The following is a 15,046-nucleotide window of genomic DNA, read 5'->3' as shown; positions in this document are numbered from 1 at the left end:
CTCTTATCCCAGCCGTTCGACATAGACCTTGATGCGTCCGCCGCAGGAGAGGCCAACCTGCCAGGCCGTTTCGTCCGCGACGCCGAATTCGAGCATCTTCGCCTTGCCGGAACCGATGACGTCCAGCGCTTCGGCCACCACAGCCCCTTCGACGCAGCCGCCGGAAACCGAGCCGTGGAAATTGCCGTCCGCATCGATCACCAGATGGCTGCCGGCCTGGCGCGGTGCCGAACCCCAGGTTTCGACAACCGTGGCCAGAGCGACATCCTTGCCGTTCTTCATCCAGTCTTCCGCGATGATCAACGGATCGCGGGCTTCGTCGAGATAGGTGCTGTCATGCATGGCCATTTCTCCAGACATATGGCTACGCCGCTTTTGCGATGCCAGCGTCGAGCCACCGACGCGGGTCGTTCTCGCGCATCGGGCTGCGGTCCAGCGACACGCAAAGATCGGCAAGCGCGTTCAGATTGTGCACCGGTCGGAATTCGTCGACATGCGGCAGCATCGCCCGCACACCGCGCGCACGCGCCTCGAAGCCATCGAAGCGCAGCAACGGGTTCAGCCAGATCAGACGCCGGCAGGATTTGTGCAGACGCTCCATTTCTCGGGCAAGCCCGTCGACATGGTCGCGCTCCAGCCCGTCGGTGATCAAAAGCACCACCGCGCCCTGCCCCAGCACCCGTCGCGACCATAGCCGGTTGAATTCGGCGAGCGTTTCGCCGATACGGGTGCCACCCGACCAGTCCTTCACGGCATCGGAGGCATCGGCCAGCGCCTGATCCGGATCGCGGTGTCGCATCTGGCGCGTCAGATTGGTGAGACGCGTGCCGAACACGAAGGCTTGGACACGCCGGCGCTTCTCCGTCAACGCGTGCAGGAAATGCAGGAAGATGCGCGTATACTGGCTCATCGAGCCGGAAATATCGGCCAGCACCACCAGCGGCGGGTGGATTTCACGCGGCGATCGGAATTTCGGCAGGATCAGCGCCCCGCCGGTACGCGCCGATGCCCGCATCATGGCACGCGGATCGATACGTCGACCGGCCGCGTCGGCCTTGAAGCGCCGCGTCGTCACAAGGTCGAACGGCAATCGCAGTTGCGAGATCGCCTTGCGGGCATCGGTGAGCTCGGCTGCGCTCATCTGCGCAAAATCCTTGCCGCGCAGCATTTCATTGCCGGAGACAGTGAAACGTGCGTCGATCTCGATGTCCGGAATCTCGCGCGGCGGCGCCGCGTTCTGATGTCCCTCCAACAGCGCATCGCTGACCCGGCTCTCGGCAGCGCGCGGCTTCTGCCGCTCGCGATTCTCCAGTGCCACGGGCGAGAACATGGCAAGCAGCTTCTCCACGAGTTCGCGCGATCTCCAGAACAGGCGGAAGGCCTCGTCGAACGTAGCGTGATCCTCGTGGCGTGTGACGAGCACCGCGTGCAGGGTCCAGTAGAAGTCGTCCCGGCTACCGATGCCGGCGGTGAGTACCGCTTCGATGGCGTCCTTCACCGAGGCAGGCCCGACCCGCATGCCCGCCTTGCGCAGCGCACGCGCGAAATAGACGATGTTGTCAGCGATCCGGCCTTCCGGCTGGCTGCCTGTCATTTCATCCTACTCCGCCGCCGAGGCGAGTTTCGCCTGGACCTCCTGGAGGATGCGCCGCCCTTCCCCCTGCTCGATACGGGCGATGTCGTCCTGGTATTTCAACAGAACGCCGATCGTGTCGGACACGGTTTCCGGGTCGAGCGCCACCTTGTCGAGTTCAGTCAACGCGCCAGCCCAGTCGATGGTTTCCGCCACGCCCGGCGCCTTGAACAATTCGATCTGCCTCAGCTTCTGGATAAAGGCGACGACCTCAGCCGACAGGCGCCTGTTGGCACCCGGCACCTTGCGCCTGACGATCTCCAGCTCGCGTGCCGCATTCGGATAATCGACCCAGTGGTAGAGGCAGCGACGCTTCAGTGCGTCATGGATTTCGCGGGTGCGGTTGGTGGTGATGATGACGATTGGCGGCTCTTCCGCCTTGATCGTGCCGAGTTCAGGCACCGTCACCTGGAAATCGGAAAGGATTTCAAGCAGGAAGGCTTCGAACGCCTCATCGGTGCGGTCAAGCTCGTCGATCAGGAAGACAGGGGCCGCCCCTTCCTTCCCGGTCAAGGCATCGAGCACCGGGCGGCGGATCAGGTATTTTTCCGAGAAGACGTTGCGTTCCATGGTCGAGCGCTCGACCTTGCCCGCGGCCTCTTCCATGCGGATTTCGATCATCTGGGCGGCGTAATTCCATTCATAGACCGCCGAGGAAACGTCGAGCCCCTCATAGCACTGAAGACGGATCAAGCGCCGGCCAAGCGCCGACGCCAGCACCTTGGCGATCTCGGTCTTGCCGACGCCGGCTTCGCCTTCGAGGAACAGCGGCCGCTTCATGCGGAGCGACAGAAACAGCACTGTAGCCAGCGACCGGTCGGCCACGTAATCCGCGCCGGTCAGGAGATCGAGCGTTTCGTCGATCGTCGCCGGCACGGGGCACGGTTTCAGCTCGGTCATTCTGGCTCCGTGAATGCCCGCGGCCTAATCCTGCAGGATGCGGTAGCCGCGGTCGTGATAGATCAGCGGCTTCAAATTATCGCCGATGCGCAGGCCTGTCACCTTGCCAAAAAGCACACGGTGGGTTGCCAAGTCCTTGGTATCGAAGAGTTCGCAGTCGAAAACCGCGAGCGCGTCGGACAGGGTCGGAGCACCTGTCGAGATCGTGTCCCACTGCCCGAGAGCGAAACGTCCCTCGACCGACAGACCCGTTATGCCCGAAAAGCCAGCCGACAAGGACTGGTGATGCGAAGACAGCGTGTTCAGCGCGAAATTGCCGTTCTGGATGAATGCCTCGTTCTTCGGATTAACCCGATTGAGACATACCAGCACCATCGGCGGCGTGTCTGACACCGAACAGGCAGCAATGACGGTTGCACCGCGTCTGCCCGCGACGCCGTCGGTGGTAATCACGTGAACATGGCCGGCAAAATGGCTCATCGCGTCGCGATAGGCCTGCGGCTCGACATCATTCTTCATCAACACGGGCGATTTCCAGACACCAAACCCCTACCGCTATATATGGCCGTATCCCGCGCATCACAAGCGAAGTGGTTGATACAGCCACCGAAATTGCCGTGTTGCACCAAGACCTGGCAGCCGTTAGATCAGGATGACGTTTGGTTGAATCGTCATCCTGATCTAACTCTTTGTTGGAGCATGATCTTTTCCGAAAACCGGTACCCGCTTTTCGGGATCATGCTCTCGGTCTGGATCGGAGCCGGTTCGAACACCGATGGGGGAGACAGTTTACCGGTATGCGACTGCCGCACGCACTGATAGCCCAAATTGGGGGCCTGATCGGAGGGCTGATCTTGAGCGGCGGCGCCGCTGCCGCGCCACTCAATATCGGCGTCGCGGCGCCGCTGTCCGGCCCTTCCACGATCCTCGGCAAGCAGATCGAATATGGCGCGAGGCTGAGCGCCGGCGCCCTTGACGCTGAAACCGTCGTTGTCGACGATAAATGCAGCGCGGAAGGCGGTGCTGCGGCCGCCACGCAATTCGTGTCGGCTAAGGTCGACGCCGTTGTCGGCTTCCTCTGCACGGAGGCGATCGAGGCAGCGATGCCGATCCTCAAACAAGCCGGCATCCCGGTCATCACACTTGGCGTACGCACCGAGGGTCTCACCGACCGGCGGGCCAAGACCGGCTGGCCCGTGTTCCGGCTCGGTCCGCGCGGAGATGCAGAACGTGATGCCGCGGGCACGATCCTGTCCAAGTTGTGGCGCGACGTATCCTTTGCCGTTGTGGATGACGGCACCATTTACGGGCGGGAACTGGCCGAGGCGGTTCGCGCGACAACCCAGCAAGCGGCACTGAAACCGGTGTTCACGGACACGTTCCGCCCTGAGCTCGACAACCAGGTCGGCTTGATTGGACGTCTCAGCAAAGCCGGTGCCGATGCCGTCTTTGTCGGCGGCGATGGCCGCGACGTTGCCATCATGGCGCGCGACGCGGCCAAATTAGGCTCCGCAATGGTGTTTGCCGGTGGCGAAGCGTTGCGCGGAGCCGCAAACGACGTGCCCTACGCGGCAGGCACGTTGATGATTGCCATGCCGGAATGGGCAGATGTCGCGGACAAGAAGACACTTGACCTCTTTTCCGTTGGCAAGATCCTGCCCGAAGGGTACGCGCTGCCGGCCTTTGCCGCGGTCGAGATCGCGGACACAGCCAAGAAGGCGGCCGCAGCCGATGGGAAGCCAATGGCGACAATATTGTCCGCGCGGATCTTCACGACATCCATCGGCCCGATCACCTTCGACGCCAAGGGCGACCTGACCCAGAATCCCTATCGCGCCTTCCGCTTTGACGGCACGCGGTTCATGCCTCTCGAGGAGCAATGATGTTCCGCACCGGCCAACGCAATCTGATCACCGACGTCACCGGCCTGCGTGTCGGCAATGCCGGAGACGCGAAGCTGAAATCGGGGACCACCGTTCTGGTTTGCGACAGGCCGGCTGTGGCCGGGGTGCAGGTGCTGGGAGGTGCGCCGGGCACGCGCGAGACCGACCTGCTCGAGCCGCACAATTCGGTCGAAACCATCAACGCGCTGGTGCTTTCGGGCGGCTCCGCCTTCGGCCTCGACGCCGCCTCCGGCGCGCAGGCGGCGCTGCGTGAACACGGCATCGGCTTCGAGGTGGCCGGCTTTCGCGTTCCGATCGTGCCGGCAGCCATCCTGTTCGACCTTCCCAACAATGGCGACAAGAATTGGGGGCGTTATCCGCCCTATCGCGAATTTGGGTATGAAGCCGCGATTGCCGCTTCGGCAGATTTCGAAATCGGCAGCGCTGGCGCTGGCGTCGGCGCAACGACTTCAGGGCTCAAGGGTGGGCTCGGCTCCGCTTCGGCCGTGTTGGACAACGGCATCACGGTCGGCGCGCTGGTCGCCGCCAACTCGACCGGTTCGGTGACCGTCGGCCGCAGCCGGCATTTCTGGGCAGCTCCCTTCGAGATCGGCGATGAGTTCGGAGGGCTGGGTTATCCTTCCCCTCTCCCCGAGGAGAGCCGGCAGGTCCGGTTGAAGTTCCGCGACAATCCGGTCGGCGCCAACACCACCATCGCAATCATCGCAACGGATGCGGTGCTGACCAAGGCCGCTGCCAAGCGGCTTGCGATCGCAGCGCATGACGGCTTCACGCGCGCCATCTGGCCGACACATACGCCGGTGGACGGAGACCTCGTGTTCGGCCTGGCGACAGGCGAGAGCGGTATCGTACCCTCGCCGGTCGAGGCCATAGACCTTTATGCCGCTGCGGGTGCCACCATGGCGCGGGCGATCGCTCGCGCCGTCTTCAAAGCCACGCCGTCGGAAAGCGATCTTTTTCCCACCTGGTCTTCGCTGAAAGGCTGAGTGCACAGAGGCGAGTTAGCGGGCATATTAGGCAGAGGAATTCGAGAGGGGGCGAATGATGCGGCTGGTGAAACTGACAGGTTTGACAAGCGCGCTGTGCGTGGCGGCGGGCGTGGTGTGGGCCGGCGATATCGCACAACTGCAAATCCTCGGTTTCAGCAAGAGCGGCGGTGTCTTCGCCTTCGAAGAATATGGCGTCCAGGATGGCTCCGGTTTTCCTTATGCCAATCGCTACTACATCGATACGGCGACCGATACGTTCGTCAAAGGCACGCCGGTGCGTGTGCGGCTCGATGACGAAGCAGCCACGTTGCAAGCGGCCCGCAGCAAGGCCCGCGAACAAGGCGAAGCCATCGTCAAGCAAGCCGAACTTGACGCCAATCCAGGCTTCACGGCCGGCAGCAATCCGACGACCGAGCTCTCAGCCGATCCACAGCGCATGGTCGTCAATCCACGCCCGGTCTTTCCGGCGATCGACGAGGCGCTGGAGTTCAGGCTGAACGAGTTCGCGCTGAGCGGTGACGATGTCTGCGCCAGCCAGGGCGAGACCAAGGGTTTTCGCCTCCTGCGCATCGAAGCGAACCCTAACGGCTCGACGAAGCTGCTGCATGAAGACAAATCCATCCCGAAAAGCCGCGGCTGCCCCAATGGCTACGGCATTGGAGCGGTTCAGACCTACGGTGGCGACAGCCTGTCGGCCTACGCCGTACTGATCTGGACACGCGCTTACGGCTTTGAAGGTCCGGACTATCGCTGGATCGCGGTGACCGGGCGGCTGTGACGGCGTCCGCTTCACCAGCTTCGGCAGTCCGTGCCGGCGAGGCAACGGCGACGCGCCTGCGTCTGGCTCTCCCTGCATTGCATACGGCCCTTCTCGGCACCTTCGCCTGGGCTCTTTCAATGGGTGCCAGCGCCTATGCCAGGCTGTTGATTGCCGACTGGCAGACGCCAGGCGGCATCGTGGCAGTCGTGCTGCTATTCACCGCCGGAGGAGCGCTCGCTTTTCCGATCAGCTTGTACACGGCGCGGCTCATTGCCCTCGGCCGGTCAGGCGAAGTCGCGTTCGCTGCCTTTCTGACCTGCCTCATCGCGGCGACAATTACCGTCACCGGCGGGCTCTACGCACTGCAATACCGCTCCTACTACGCCGAATGGCACGGCGCCCCTTTCAGCGTGCGCTGGTTCTTCCAATTCGCCTTCACCAGTGCCGGCGCTCTCTACCAGTTCGCCATTCTCGGCATTCGCTTTTATTTCCCACTCGGCTTCGTCGCGCTGTTTGCCGCTGCGCTGTGGTTTGTCCGTCAGCCGCGTTGAGCATTTTCTCCCGCTCTGTTAGGACGCGGCGTAAGTTTTCCCGAGACATCAGGACGGACCGATGATCCCACGCTACTCCCGGCCGGAAATGGTCGCCATCTGGTCACCGGAAACACGCTTCCGCATCTGGTTCGAGATCGAAGCCTATGCTTGCGACGCACTGGCGGAACTGGGCGTCATTCCAAAGGAAGCGGCGAAGACCATCTGGGAGAAAGGCGGCGCGGCGAAGTTCGACGTCGACAAGATCGACGAGATCGAACGCGTCACCAAGCATGACGTGATCGCCTTCCTGACGCATCTCGCCGAATTCGTCGGACCGGATTCGCGCTTCATCCACCAGGGCATGACGTCATCCGACGTGCTCGACACCTGCTTTGCCGTGCAGCTCACCCGCGCCAGCGACATCCTGCTGGCCGACATCGATGCCTTGCTGGCAGCGCTGAAGCGGCGCGCCTTCGAGCACAAGGATACCGTCACCATCGGCCGCAGCCACGGCATCCACGCCGAGCCCACCACCTTCGGCGTCAAGCTGGCGCAGGCCTACGCCGAATTCAGTCGCTGCCGCGAACGGCTCGTCCATGCGCGCGCGGACATCGCCACCTGCGCGATTTCCGGCGCCGTCGGCACCTTCGCCAACATTGAGCCCTATGTCGAAGAGCATGTGGCTGAAAAGCTTGGCCTGAAGCCGGAACCGGTGTCGACACAGGTCATTCCGCGCGACCGCCATGCCATGTTCTTTGCCACGCTCGGCGTCATCGCCTCGTCGGTGGAACGGCTCGCCATCGAAATCCGCCACCTGCAGCGCACCGAAGTGCTGGAAGCGGAAGAGTACTTCTCGCCCGGTCAGAAGGGTTCGTCGGCGATGCCGCACAAGCGCAACCCGGTGCTGACCGAAAACCTCACCGGCCTCGCCCGGCTGGTTCGCGGCATGGCGCTGCCGGCGATGGAGAATGTGGCGCTCTGGCACGAGCGCGACATTTCGCATTCCTCGGTGGAGCGCATGATCGGACCGGATGCTACCGTCACGCTGGATTTCGCCCTGGCGCGCCTTACCACCGTCATCGACAAGCTGCTTGTCTATCCTGAAAACATGGACCGGAACCTCAACAAGTTCCGCGGCCTGGTGCACTCGCAGCGTGTGCTTCTGGCGTTGACACAAGCAGGTGTTTCTCGTGAGGACGCCTACCGGCTTGTCCAGCGCAACGCCATGAAAGTCTGGGAACAGGGCGCTGATTTCCTTGAGGAACTGCTTGGCGACAAGGACGTGACGGCAGCACTTTCGGAAGCCGAAATTCGCGAGAAATTCGATCTCGGCTACCACACCAAGCACGTCGATACGATCTTCAAGCGCGTATTTGGATAACGTTCATGCGGCTGGCGGTCATTTCCGATATCCACGGCAATCTGCGCGCGCTGGAAGCGGTGCATCGTGAAATCAAGGCAGCCGCACCCGACCTGATCGTCAATCTGGGCGACTGCTTGTCCGGCCCGCTCTGGCCGGAGGAGACCGCGCAATATCTGGTCGCCCAAGGCTGGCCGACCGTGCGCGGCAATCATGATCGGATACTCGCCGAAACACCGGTGGCCGAGCTTGGTGAGCCAGACGCCTTTGTCTATCGGCACCTTTCCAAAACCGCGAAGGAATGGATTGGAGGATTGCCGGCCACGATCAGCCTGGAGTCGGAGATCTTCCTTTGCCACGGCAGCCCGTCGAGCGATGAAATATTCCTGGTCGAGGAAGACGGCGGCAACCACTTCTTCCCCTCCACGGAAAGAGAAGTTCGGCGCAAGCTCGGCAATGTCACGGCGGAACTCGTGCTGTGCGGCCACTCACACACGCCACGCGTCGTCTTCGTCTCCGAACGCCAGACAGTCCTCAATCCGGGCAGCATCGGCGTGCAGGCGTTTCCCGGCCTTACCGCGACCGGCAGTCCGCATGCCCGCTATGCGATCGCCACGCGCCAGAATGGCAGGTGGTCGTTCGAGCAGCGTGCCATCGATTATGACTGGGCAGAGGCTGCGCGCCGTGCCGAAGCCAGCGGCTTCGCCAATTGGGCGCATGGGCTTGCGACCGGCTTCGCTGCCGATGCCATCGATAGCTGATCAGGCCCCCAAGGGGGCCACAGGAAGACTGGCAGCCCCCGACTGGGAACCTAGCTTCCGAAAGCCCGAGCAAACCTGAGCGTACCGCGTGGCACGAGGCCGCGCAGAACGAGCCGCTGCACATATTTGGTATCGACACCCAGATATGTCAGTTGTCCGTCGCTCACGAAGCCCGCATGGCCATACACGTCAGGATTTCCAATCAGCGCGCATCCGCTGGCACCACGCTCATCCAGCAGCTTCAATCCGGCAGCAATCAACGCCTTGCCGATGCCCTGGCGCTGCCTGCCGGGTTTGACCGATATCGGGCCGAGCCCGAACCAGTTGTCGTGGACGCCGTCGATAGTAACAGGCGAAAACGCCACGTGGCCGACGATCTCACCATCATCCTCAGCAACCAGCGATATCGCCAGATCGCCGTCCGCGCGTAACGCACGGATGATATCGGCCTCCGTGTCGTCGCTGTAGGCCATAGGCTTGAACGCAGTCCATGTAAGCTCATGGATCGCGTCGTGATCAGCGGGCATTTCCGATCGGATCAGCATTTCATGCAGGAACTCTTCATGCAGGAACTCCGGGCACTGCGCGGATCACCGTACCCCAGGGATCGACATAGGTCGATGGCGCCTTGGCTTCCGACGAGCGCATCTCGACCCAGGACAATCCCGAACGGCCGGCGTCACGTTTGCCGGCGCCTGCGCTCTGCCAGGTATTGGCACCGATATGGTGGTGATAGCCGCCAGACGACAGGAATACCGCCTGCGAGCCGTATTTCGTGACCGTATCGAAGCCGAATTCAGTGTTCCACCAGGCCTCGGCCTCGTTCGGATCGCCGACCCGCAGATGGACGTGACCGACGACTGTGTTTTCCGGTGCGCCCTTCCAGCCGGCATCGCCGGCGGGCACGGAACCGATCACGCCGGGGATGTCCATGCGCATCGTCGCCATCTCGACGGTCGGCCCGTTCCACTTCCACGTCTCGTGCGGACGATCGGCATAGATCTCGATGCCGTTGCCCTCCGGATCGGTGAGATAGGCGGCTTCCGAGACCAGATGGTCGGAGGCGCCTTCCACGGCGATCTTGTTTTCGATGGCGTGGTTGATCCAGCGACCGAGATCGGCGCGGCTGGGCAGAAGGAACGCAGTATGGAACAGGCCGGCGCTGCGCGGATCATCCGGCTTGGCGGCCGGGTCACGCTCCAGCACCAGGAGTGGGCGGCCTGCCGCGCCCAGCGTGATCGTTTCTCCATCGCGGCCAAGTTCTTCCAGACCAACGACAGTTCGGTAATAGGCGGCGAGACTGTCGGCGTCGCGGGCTTTCAACCCTACGCGAGCGACGCTGACCGGTGTGGTGGCGGCAAAGGGCAAAGTGCTCATCCTGGTCTCCGAGCGGGCCGCAGCGGTGATGGCTCCCAGAGCCAGCGCACCGGTTGCGCCCATCATTGTACGTCGCGTCAGTCGCAAAATCCTATCTCCGAAGGTACGCGGCGGTGATTGTGTTACCAAGCAGATGGAAGATTTCCATCGTTCACACAAGGCGGCAAAAATCGAACACGTCGTTCACATGGCGACGACGATGCCCCACCATTGCGCCGGGCGACGCCGCTCGCTACATCGGAGCCATGAAAGTCAAGGACACCGACATCCTCATCGTACCCGGCTACACCAATTCGGGGCCTGACCACTGGCAGAGCCGCTGGGAGGCGAAACTATCGACCGCGCGGCGCGTGGAACAGGCAGAATGGTCGAAACCCGTTCGCGAAGACTGGACGGCTCGCGTCGCCGAAGCGGTCAATGAGGCTACCAAGCCGATCGTGCTGGTCGCGCATTCGCTCGGCGTGCCGACTGCGATCCAGGCGTTGCCGCTGTGCAAGAAGCCGATTGCCGGTGGTTTCTTCGTGGCGCCGCCGGATGTCGCCAATCCGAAGATCAAGCCCAAGCACCTGATGACCTTCGGCCCCTACCCGCGCGACCCGCTGCCATTCCCCTCAATGGTGATCGCCAGCCGCAACGACCCGTTCTGCGATTTCGAGATCGCGGAGGACCTTGCCGGTGCATGGGGTTCGCTGTTCATCGACGCCGGCGAAACCGGCCATCTCAATTCGGAATCCGGTCACGGCCCATGGCCGGAAGGCTCGATGACCTTCGCGCATTTCCTGTCGAGATTGTAGCGAGGTAGTGAGTAGTGAGTAGTGAGTAGTGAGTAGTGAGTAGTGAGTGGATTAGCCTATCACTACTCACTACCTCGCTACTCACTATTCACCGATCGACGCTTTCACGCTCGCAAGCAGCGACTTGGCACCAAGCCCAACCAGTGCTTGTTCGGACCCCATGGCGAGAAGCCGGTAGCCCATCTTGACGAGACGTCCGCTGAGGCCTGCATCCAGAACGTAGATCGCCGCATGCTTGCCCGCCTTGCGGCTGCGCTCTGCGATCAGCGCGACGGTCTCCATCATGTCCTCGAGCGTCGAGTCCACGACCGCGCCATTGCTCCAGGCGATCGAGAAATCCGAGGGGCCGACGAAGATGCCGTCGATACCGGGCGTTTCGAGAATGCCGTCCAATGCAGCGAGCGCCGCGCGCGTCTCGACCATGGCGAAAGCCAGCGTGCGTTGATTGCTCTCCTTCAGCCAGTCGGCCTGCGTACCTTTGCCATGGCGCGGAAAAGCATAGGTCGGACCCCAGGAACGTTCGCCAAGCGGCGGATATTTCATTGCCGCAGCGAAAGCCTTGGCGTCAGCCACCGAATTGACCATCGGCGCGATCACCGCCTCGGCGCCGAAGTCCAGCGCACGGCTGGCCATGTCGAAACGACCGACCGGAATGCGCACCAGGGCCGGCTTGCCGACGGACTGAATCGGCGCGATCGAGCGCAGCACACTGTCCTCGTTGTGCCCGCCGTGCTGCATGTCGAGCGTCACCGCGTCGAACCCCTGCCTGGCGACGATCTCGACGGTCAATGCATCCGGCACGCCCGACCAGGCGGTGCACAGCGTTTCATCGGCTTCCAGGCGGGCTTTCAGGGACATCGGCGATTTCCTCTCCAGAGCAATTCCAGCAAAAGCGCGAAGCGGTTTTGCGTCCGGAACTGCATAAAAACAAAAAGCAGGAGCGTTTCCGTGAAAACAGAAACGCTCGATTTGAATCCAGTTTCAGCCGGAAATGACGGAAAAGGCAAAGAAAAACCGCCCGGAAAAACCGGGCGGTCCATTGGTCCAGTCGTTCCGGCGCCCGGTGATCAGGTGTTCTTGATCTGCTCGATGGCCTGGGCCATCAGTTCGTCCATGGTGCGACGGATCTGGTGATCGGACTGGTCGATATTGGCAGCATCGAAATCCTTGCGGATCTTGCGGAACACATCATGGTCGCCCGCTTCCTCGATGTCTGAGACCACAACTTCCTTGGCATAGGCGTCGGCATCGGCGCCGGTCTTGCCCAGCTTTTCGGCCGCCCACAGGCCGAGTGCCTTGTTGCGGCGCGCATTCGCCTTGAAACGCAGTTCCTCGTCGAAGACGAACTTACGCTCGAAGCCCTCTTCACGGTCCTTCATGCTGCTCATCGCAAATCCTCCGGTGGAACCGATTCGGTTGGTGGTCGATATATCGCTATCGGGATTTCTCAAACCAAATGGCTGGCGCGCGGTCAATATGTGATCTTTACCTATCGCTTGCTTGTTGCGTTGCGGCATTTCGGCCCGGAAAGCAGTGATTCAACCGATTTGCCGATTGAGCGACGCCCGCGATTGCGGTAGAGACCGCGATTGAGACCCATAGCCGCCGCCACGTGCCGCGAAAGAAGGGGACCGGTCATTGCCGCCTGCCCTTCCAACCAGAGAAAAAACCAGATGAAGTCACGCCGCCGCATCTACGAAGGCAAGGCCAAGATCCTCTATGAAGGGCCCGAGCCCGGAACACTGATCCAGTTCTTCAAGGACGATGCCACCGCGTTCAACAAGAAGAAGCACGAAGTGGTCGACGGCAAGGGCGTGCTCAACAACCGCATCTCCGAGCACATCTTCAACCATCTCAACCGCATGGGTATCCCGACCCACTTCATCCGTCGGCTCAACATGCGCGAGCAGCTGATCAAGGAAGTCGAGATCATTCCGCTGGAAGTGGTGGTGCGCAACGTCGCCGCAGGCTCGCTGGCCAAGCGGCTTGGCATCGAGGAAGGCACCGTCCTGCCGCGCTCGATCATCGAATTCTATTACAAGGCCGATGCATTGGACGATCCGATGGTGTCGGAAGAACACATCACGGCTTTCGGCTGGGCAAGCCCGCAGGAAATCGATGACATCATGGCGCTGGCCATCCGCGTCAACGATTTCCTCTCCGGCCTGTTCCTCGGCGTCGGCATCCAGCTCATCGACTTCAAGATCGAATGCGGTCGCCTGTTCGAAGGCGACATGATGCGCATCGTCGTGGCCGACGAGATTTCACCCGACTCGTGCCGCCTGTGGGATGTCGCCACCCAGGACAAGCTCGACAAGGACCGTTTCCGCCGCGACATGGGCGGGCTGGTCGAGGCCTACCAGGAAGTGGCGCGCCGCCTCGGCATCATGAACGAGAACGAGCCAATGCGTCCGACCGGGCCGGTTCTGGTCGCCTCAAGCGGCCCGAAGGACACCAAGCACTGAGACGACCCCCCGCGCCGGCCTCCTACCCGAAGTCGGCGCATCCGGTTCCTGGGGCAGCTTCCGCCGGAGCCGACCAAACGACCATCCGGACGACTACAACGAGGATTGCATAGCGTGATTAAAGCCCGCGTCACCGTAACCCTGAAGAATGGCGTGCTCGACCCGCAGGGCAAGGCAATCGAACATGCCTTGGGCGGCCTCGGCTTCGATGGCGTCGGCCAGGTGCGCCAGGGCAAGGTGTTCGACATCGAACTCGACGGCACCGACAAGGCCAAGGCAGAGAACGAGCTCAAGGCCATGTGCGACAAGCTGTTGGCGAATACGGTGATCGAGAATTATTCGGTGAGCTTCGTCTAGCCGTGACAAAGGTGGCGATGAGCAATCGTATGAAGAAGCTTATCGCAACGACGCTCCTCGCCTCGATGTCGCTGGGAGGGCCGGCAATTGCGATGCAGCTTACCGACCTGAGCAAGGTCGATACCAAGGCGCTTGCTGGCAAATGGTCGGCCAAACCCCAGGGCAAGCGGCTCGTCCTGTCCTGCAGCGATTGCAAAGGGTTCACGGCAATCGATGTCCAGCTCTCGAAAGCGCCGCTTGGCATGGAGGATCGCGTCCGCGCCGGCAAGACAACGGCGCAGACAATGTTGGATATATGCAAGAAAAATGCCGCCAAAAGCGGCACTGAATGCTACAGCTTGAAAAAATCGAACCTCAAGAATGCCGTCGGTTTTGTCAGTGACGTGAAGATCTCCGACAACATCTATGCCAACACCTACACGCTTTATCAGGATCACCAGCTGCTGCTCATGCGTTGCATTGCCAGCAGCCGCGCAGGGGCCAAACGTGTCGGTGCCCTCGCTTTCCAGAAAATTGCTCCCCAGATTGTGCGATAGACCATGAAAACAGCCGTCGTCCTTCTCCCCGGCCTCAATCGCGACCGCGACATGATCGCGGCACTGACCAAGATTTCCGGCACCGCACCTGCCACGGTCTGGCAGACCGACACGGAAATCCCCGATGTCGACCTGATCGCCATTCCCGGCGGCTTCTCGTTCGGCGACTATCTGCGTTGCGGCGCGATCGCGGCGCGCTCGCCGGTGATGCGGGCCGTGGCTGAGAAAGCGGCCAAGGGCGTGATGGTGGTGGGCGTCTGCAACGGGTTTCAGATCCTGGTCGAAGCAGGCCTTTTGCCCGGCGCACTGATGCGCAACGCGTCGCTGAAATTCGTCTGCCGCGAAGTGAAGCTGCAGGTCGCCAATGCCAACACGGCGTTTACACGAGGCTATCAGCCGAACCAGATCATCCGCTGTCCGGTGGCGCATCATGACGGCAACTATTTCGCCGATGCCGACACGCTCGCTCGCATCGAAGGCGAGGGCCGCGTCGTGTTCCGCTACGCCGAAGACACCAACCCGAACGGCTCGATCAACGACATCGCCGGCATCATCAACGACAAGGGCAATGTGCTCGGCCTGATGCCGCATCCCGAGAACCTGATCGAGGCGGCGCATGGCGGCAACGATGGTCGTGCCCTTTTCGAAGGCGCGCTCGGCATCGCTGCCTGAACACG

Annotated in this window: 19 protein-coding genes; 11 read left to right on the top strand and 8 right to left on the bottom strand. The window is 61.9% G+C overall.

Translation table 11 applies throughout. The features are described 5' to 3' along the window. Positions 1–3: 3 nt before the first annotated feature. From ACFWXH_RS04275 to ACFWXH_RS04260, 4 genes are read right to left on the bottom strand one after another with little or no spacing between them, the layout of a single operon-like run. Positions 4–342 carry an XdhC family protein gene (locus ACFWXH_RS04275; protein WP_379117802.1) on the bottom strand — a complete coding sequence of 113 codons (339 nt, stop codon included), beginning with the start codon at positions 340–342 and terminating at the stop codon, positions 4–6. 22 nt (positions 343–364) lie between these two features. Next, on the bottom strand, positions 365–1,594 hold the full coding sequence (locus ACFWXH_RS04270; protein ID WP_379117800.1) for a VWA domain-containing protein: 1,230 nt from the start codon (positions 1,592–1,594) through the stop codon (positions 365–367). A 6-nt stretch (positions 1,595–1,600) separates the two neighbouring features. Beyond that, entirely contained in the window at positions 1,601–2,533 is a 933-nt protein-coding gene (locus ACFWXH_RS04265; protein ID WP_379117798.1) for an AAA family ATPase, read from the bottom strand. Between the two features lie 24 nt (positions 2,534–2,557). Continuing rightward, the gene (locus ACFWXH_RS04260; protein ID WP_379117796.1) at positions 2,558–3,058 is read right to left on the bottom strand and encodes a flavin reductase; all 501 of its coding nucleotides are present in this window, start codon (positions 3,056–3,058) and stop codon (positions 2,558–2,560) included. A gap of 272 nt (positions 3,059–3,330) precedes the next feature. Here ACFWXH_RS04260 and ACFWXH_RS04255 point away from each other — a divergent pair, with 272 nt between their 5' ends. From ACFWXH_RS04255 to ACFWXH_RS04230, 6 genes are all read left to right on the top strand, one after another. Continuing rightward, the gene (locus ACFWXH_RS04255) at positions 3,331–4,416 is read left to right on the top strand and encodes a branched-chain amino acid ABC transporter substrate-binding protein (protein ID WP_379117794.1); all 1,086 of its coding nucleotides are present in this window, start codon (positions 3,331–3,333) and stop codon (positions 4,414–4,416) included. After that, positions 4,416–5,423 carry a P1 family peptidase gene (locus ACFWXH_RS04250; protein WP_379118958.1) on the top strand — a complete coding sequence of 336 codons (1,008 nt, stop codon included), beginning with the start codon at positions 4,416–4,418 and terminating at the stop codon, positions 5,421–5,423. The genes ACFWXH_RS04255 and ACFWXH_RS04250 overlap by 1 nt, the downstream gene beginning before the upstream one ends. Before the next feature lie 58 nt (positions 5,424–5,481). Further along, entirely contained in the window at positions 5,482–6,204 is a 723-nt protein-coding gene (locus ACFWXH_RS04245; protein WP_379118956.1) for a DUF2259 domain-containing protein, read from the top strand. Then, positions 6,201–6,737, top strand: coding sequence for a hypothetical protein (locus tag ACFWXH_RS04240; RefSeq protein WP_379117792.1), 537 nt, complete (start codon positions 6,201–6,203; stop codon positions 6,735–6,737). The genes ACFWXH_RS04245 and ACFWXH_RS04240 overlap by 4 nt, the downstream gene beginning before the upstream one ends. Positions 6,738–6,798: 61 nt before the next feature. Continuing rightward, positions 6,799–8,100, top strand: coding sequence for an adenylosuccinate lyase (gene purB, locus ACFWXH_RS04235; RefSeq protein WP_379117790.1), 1,302 nt, complete (start codon positions 6,799–6,801; stop codon positions 8,098–8,100). 5 nt (positions 8,101–8,105) lie between these two features. Next, positions 8,106–8,840, top strand: a complete 735-nt coding sequence (locus ACFWXH_RS04230; RefSeq protein ID WP_379117788.1) for a metallophosphoesterase family protein — start codon at positions 8,106–8,108, stop codon at positions 8,838–8,840. 50 nt (positions 8,841–8,890) lie between these two features. Here the strand turns inward: ACFWXH_RS04230 and ACFWXH_RS04225 are convergent, their stop codons facing one another. Both ACFWXH_RS04225 and ACFWXH_RS04220 read right to left on the bottom strand, forming a co-directional pair. Further along, positions 8,891–9,385, bottom strand: a complete 495-nt coding sequence (locus tag ACFWXH_RS04225) for a GNAT family N-acetyltransferase (protein WP_379117786.1) — start codon at positions 9,383–9,385, stop codon at positions 8,891–8,893. Between the two features lie 16 nt (positions 9,386–9,401). After that, entirely contained in the window at positions 9,402–10,280 is an 879-nt protein-coding gene (locus ACFWXH_RS04220; protein WP_379118954.1) for a VOC family protein, read from the bottom strand. A gap of 182 nt (positions 10,281–10,462) precedes the next feature. Here ACFWXH_RS04220 and ACFWXH_RS04215 point away from each other — a divergent pair, with 182 nt between their 5' ends. Next, positions 10,463–11,011, top strand: coding sequence for an alpha/beta hydrolase (locus ACFWXH_RS04215; protein ID WP_054314040.1), 549 nt, complete (start codon positions 10,463–10,465; stop codon positions 11,009–11,011). Positions 11,012–11,095: 84 nt separating this feature from the next. Here the strand turns inward: ACFWXH_RS04215 and ACFWXH_RS04210 are convergent, their stop codons facing one another. Continuing rightward, positions 11,096–11,869, bottom strand: coding sequence for an HpcH/HpaI aldolase/citrate lyase family protein (locus tag ACFWXH_RS04210; RefSeq protein WP_379117784.1), 774 nt, complete (start codon positions 11,867–11,869; stop codon positions 11,096–11,098). Between the two features lie 209 nt (positions 11,870–12,078). Beyond that, the gene (locus ACFWXH_RS04205; protein WP_054314038.1) at positions 12,079–12,399 is read right to left on the bottom strand and encodes a DUF1476 domain-containing protein; all 321 of its coding nucleotides are present in this window, start codon (positions 12,397–12,399) and stop codon (positions 12,079–12,081) included. Between the two features lie 285 nt (positions 12,400–12,684). On the opposite strand from ACFWXH_RS04205, the gene purC reads away from it, so the two are divergent. The 4 genes from purC (at position 12,685) to purQ (ending at position 15,041) form a co-directional block, all read left to right on the top strand. Next, a complete protein-coding gene (gene purC, locus ACFWXH_RS04200) occupies positions 12,685–13,476 on the top strand; it encodes a phosphoribosylaminoimidazolesuccinocarboxamide synthase (RefSeq protein WP_054314037.1) in 792 nt (263 codons plus the stop codon). A gap of 114 nt (positions 13,477–13,590) precedes the next feature. Beyond that, positions 13,591–13,833, top strand: coding sequence for a phosphoribosylformylglycinamidine synthase subunit PurS (gene purS / locus ACFWXH_RS04195; protein WP_054314036.1), 243 nt, complete (start codon positions 13,591–13,593; stop codon positions 13,831–13,833). A 29-nt stretch (positions 13,834–13,862) separates the two neighbouring features. Next, positions 13,863–14,369: a hypothetical protein gene (locus ACFWXH_RS04190; protein ID WP_379117781.1), complete on the top strand. Its 507-nt coding sequence runs from the start codon at positions 13,863–13,865 to the stop codon at positions 14,367–14,369. Positions 14,370–14,372: 3 nt separating this feature from the next. Continuing rightward, positions 14,373–15,041 (top strand): phosphoribosylformylglycinamidine synthase subunit PurQ, encoded by a 669-nt coding sequence (purQ, locus tag ACFWXH_RS04185; RefSeq protein WP_054314034.1) that lies wholly within the window; start codon positions 14,373–14,375, stop codon positions 15,039–15,041. Positions 15,042–15,046: the final 5 nt, after the last annotated feature.

The organism is Mesorhizobium sp. NPDC059054 (assembly GCF_042739215.1).
Classification (GTDB): domain Bacteria; phylum Pseudomonadota; class Alphaproteobacteria; order Rhizobiales; family Rhizobiaceae; genus Mesorhizobium.
This window is presented reverse-complemented; position numbering and strand designations above follow the sequence as displayed.

Bases quoted from the DNA above. Each gene is read 5' to 3' on its own strand.
- ACFWXH_RS04270 (WP_379117800.1), bottom strand. From the start codon at position 1,594: ATGACAGGCAGCCAGCCGGAAGGCCGGATCGCTGACAACATCGTCTAT.
- ACFWXH_RS04205 (WP_054314038.1), bottom strand. From the start codon at position 12,399: ATGAGCAGCATGAAGGACCGTGAAGAGGGCTTCGAGCGTAAGTTCGTC.
- purB (WP_379117790.1), top strand. From the start codon at position 6,799: ATGATCCCACGCTACTCCCGGCCGGAAATGGTCGCCATCTGGTCACCG.
- ACFWXH_RS04255 (WP_379117794.1), top strand. From the start codon at position 3,331: ATGCGACTGCCGCACGCACTGATAGCCCAAATTGGGGGCCTGATCGGA.
- ACFWXH_RS04190 (WP_379117781.1), top strand. From the start codon at position 13,863: ATGAAGAAGCTTATCGCAACGACGCTCCTCGCCTCGATGTCGCTGGGA.
- purQ (WP_054314034.1), top strand. From the start codon at position 14,373: ATGAAAACAGCCGTCGTCCTTCTCCCCGGCCTCAATCGCGACCGCGAC.
- ACFWXH_RS04250 (WP_379118958.1), top strand. From the start codon at position 4,416: ATGTTCCGCACCGGCCAACGCAATCTGATCACCGACGTCACCGGCCTG.
- ACFWXH_RS04275 (WP_379117802.1), bottom strand. From the start codon at position 342: ATGCATGACAGCACCTATCTCGACGAAGCCCGCGATCCGTTGATCATC.
- ACFWXH_RS04215 (WP_054314040.1), top strand. From the start codon at position 10,463: ATGAAAGTCAAGGACACCGACATCCTCATCGTACCCGGCTACACCAAT.
- purC (WP_054314037.1), top strand. From the start codon at position 12,685: ATGAAGTCACGCCGCCGCATCTACGAAGGCAAGGCCAAGATCCTCTAT.
- ACFWXH_RS04265 (WP_379117798.1), bottom strand. From the start codon at position 2,533: ATGACCGAGCTGAAACCGTGCCCCGTGCCGGCGACGATCGACGAAACG.
- ACFWXH_RS04220 (WP_379118954.1), bottom strand. From the start codon at position 10,280: ATGGGCGCAACCGGTGCGCTGGCTCTGGGAGCCATCACCGCTGCGGCC.
- ACFWXH_RS04210 (WP_379117784.1), bottom strand. From the start codon at position 11,869: ATGTCCCTGAAAGCCCGCCTGGAAGCCGATGAAACGCTGTGCACCGCC.
- ACFWXH_RS04245 (WP_379118956.1), top strand. From the start codon at position 5,482: ATGCGGCTGGTGAAACTGACAGGTTTGACAAGCGCGCTGTGCGTGGCG.
- ACFWXH_RS04225 (WP_379117786.1), bottom strand. From the start codon at position 9,385: ATGCTGATCCGATCGGAAATGCCCGCTGATCACGACGCGATCCATGAG.
- ACFWXH_RS04230 (WP_379117788.1), top strand. From the start codon at position 8,106: ATGCGGCTGGCGGTCATTTCCGATATCCACGGCAATCTGCGCGCGCTG.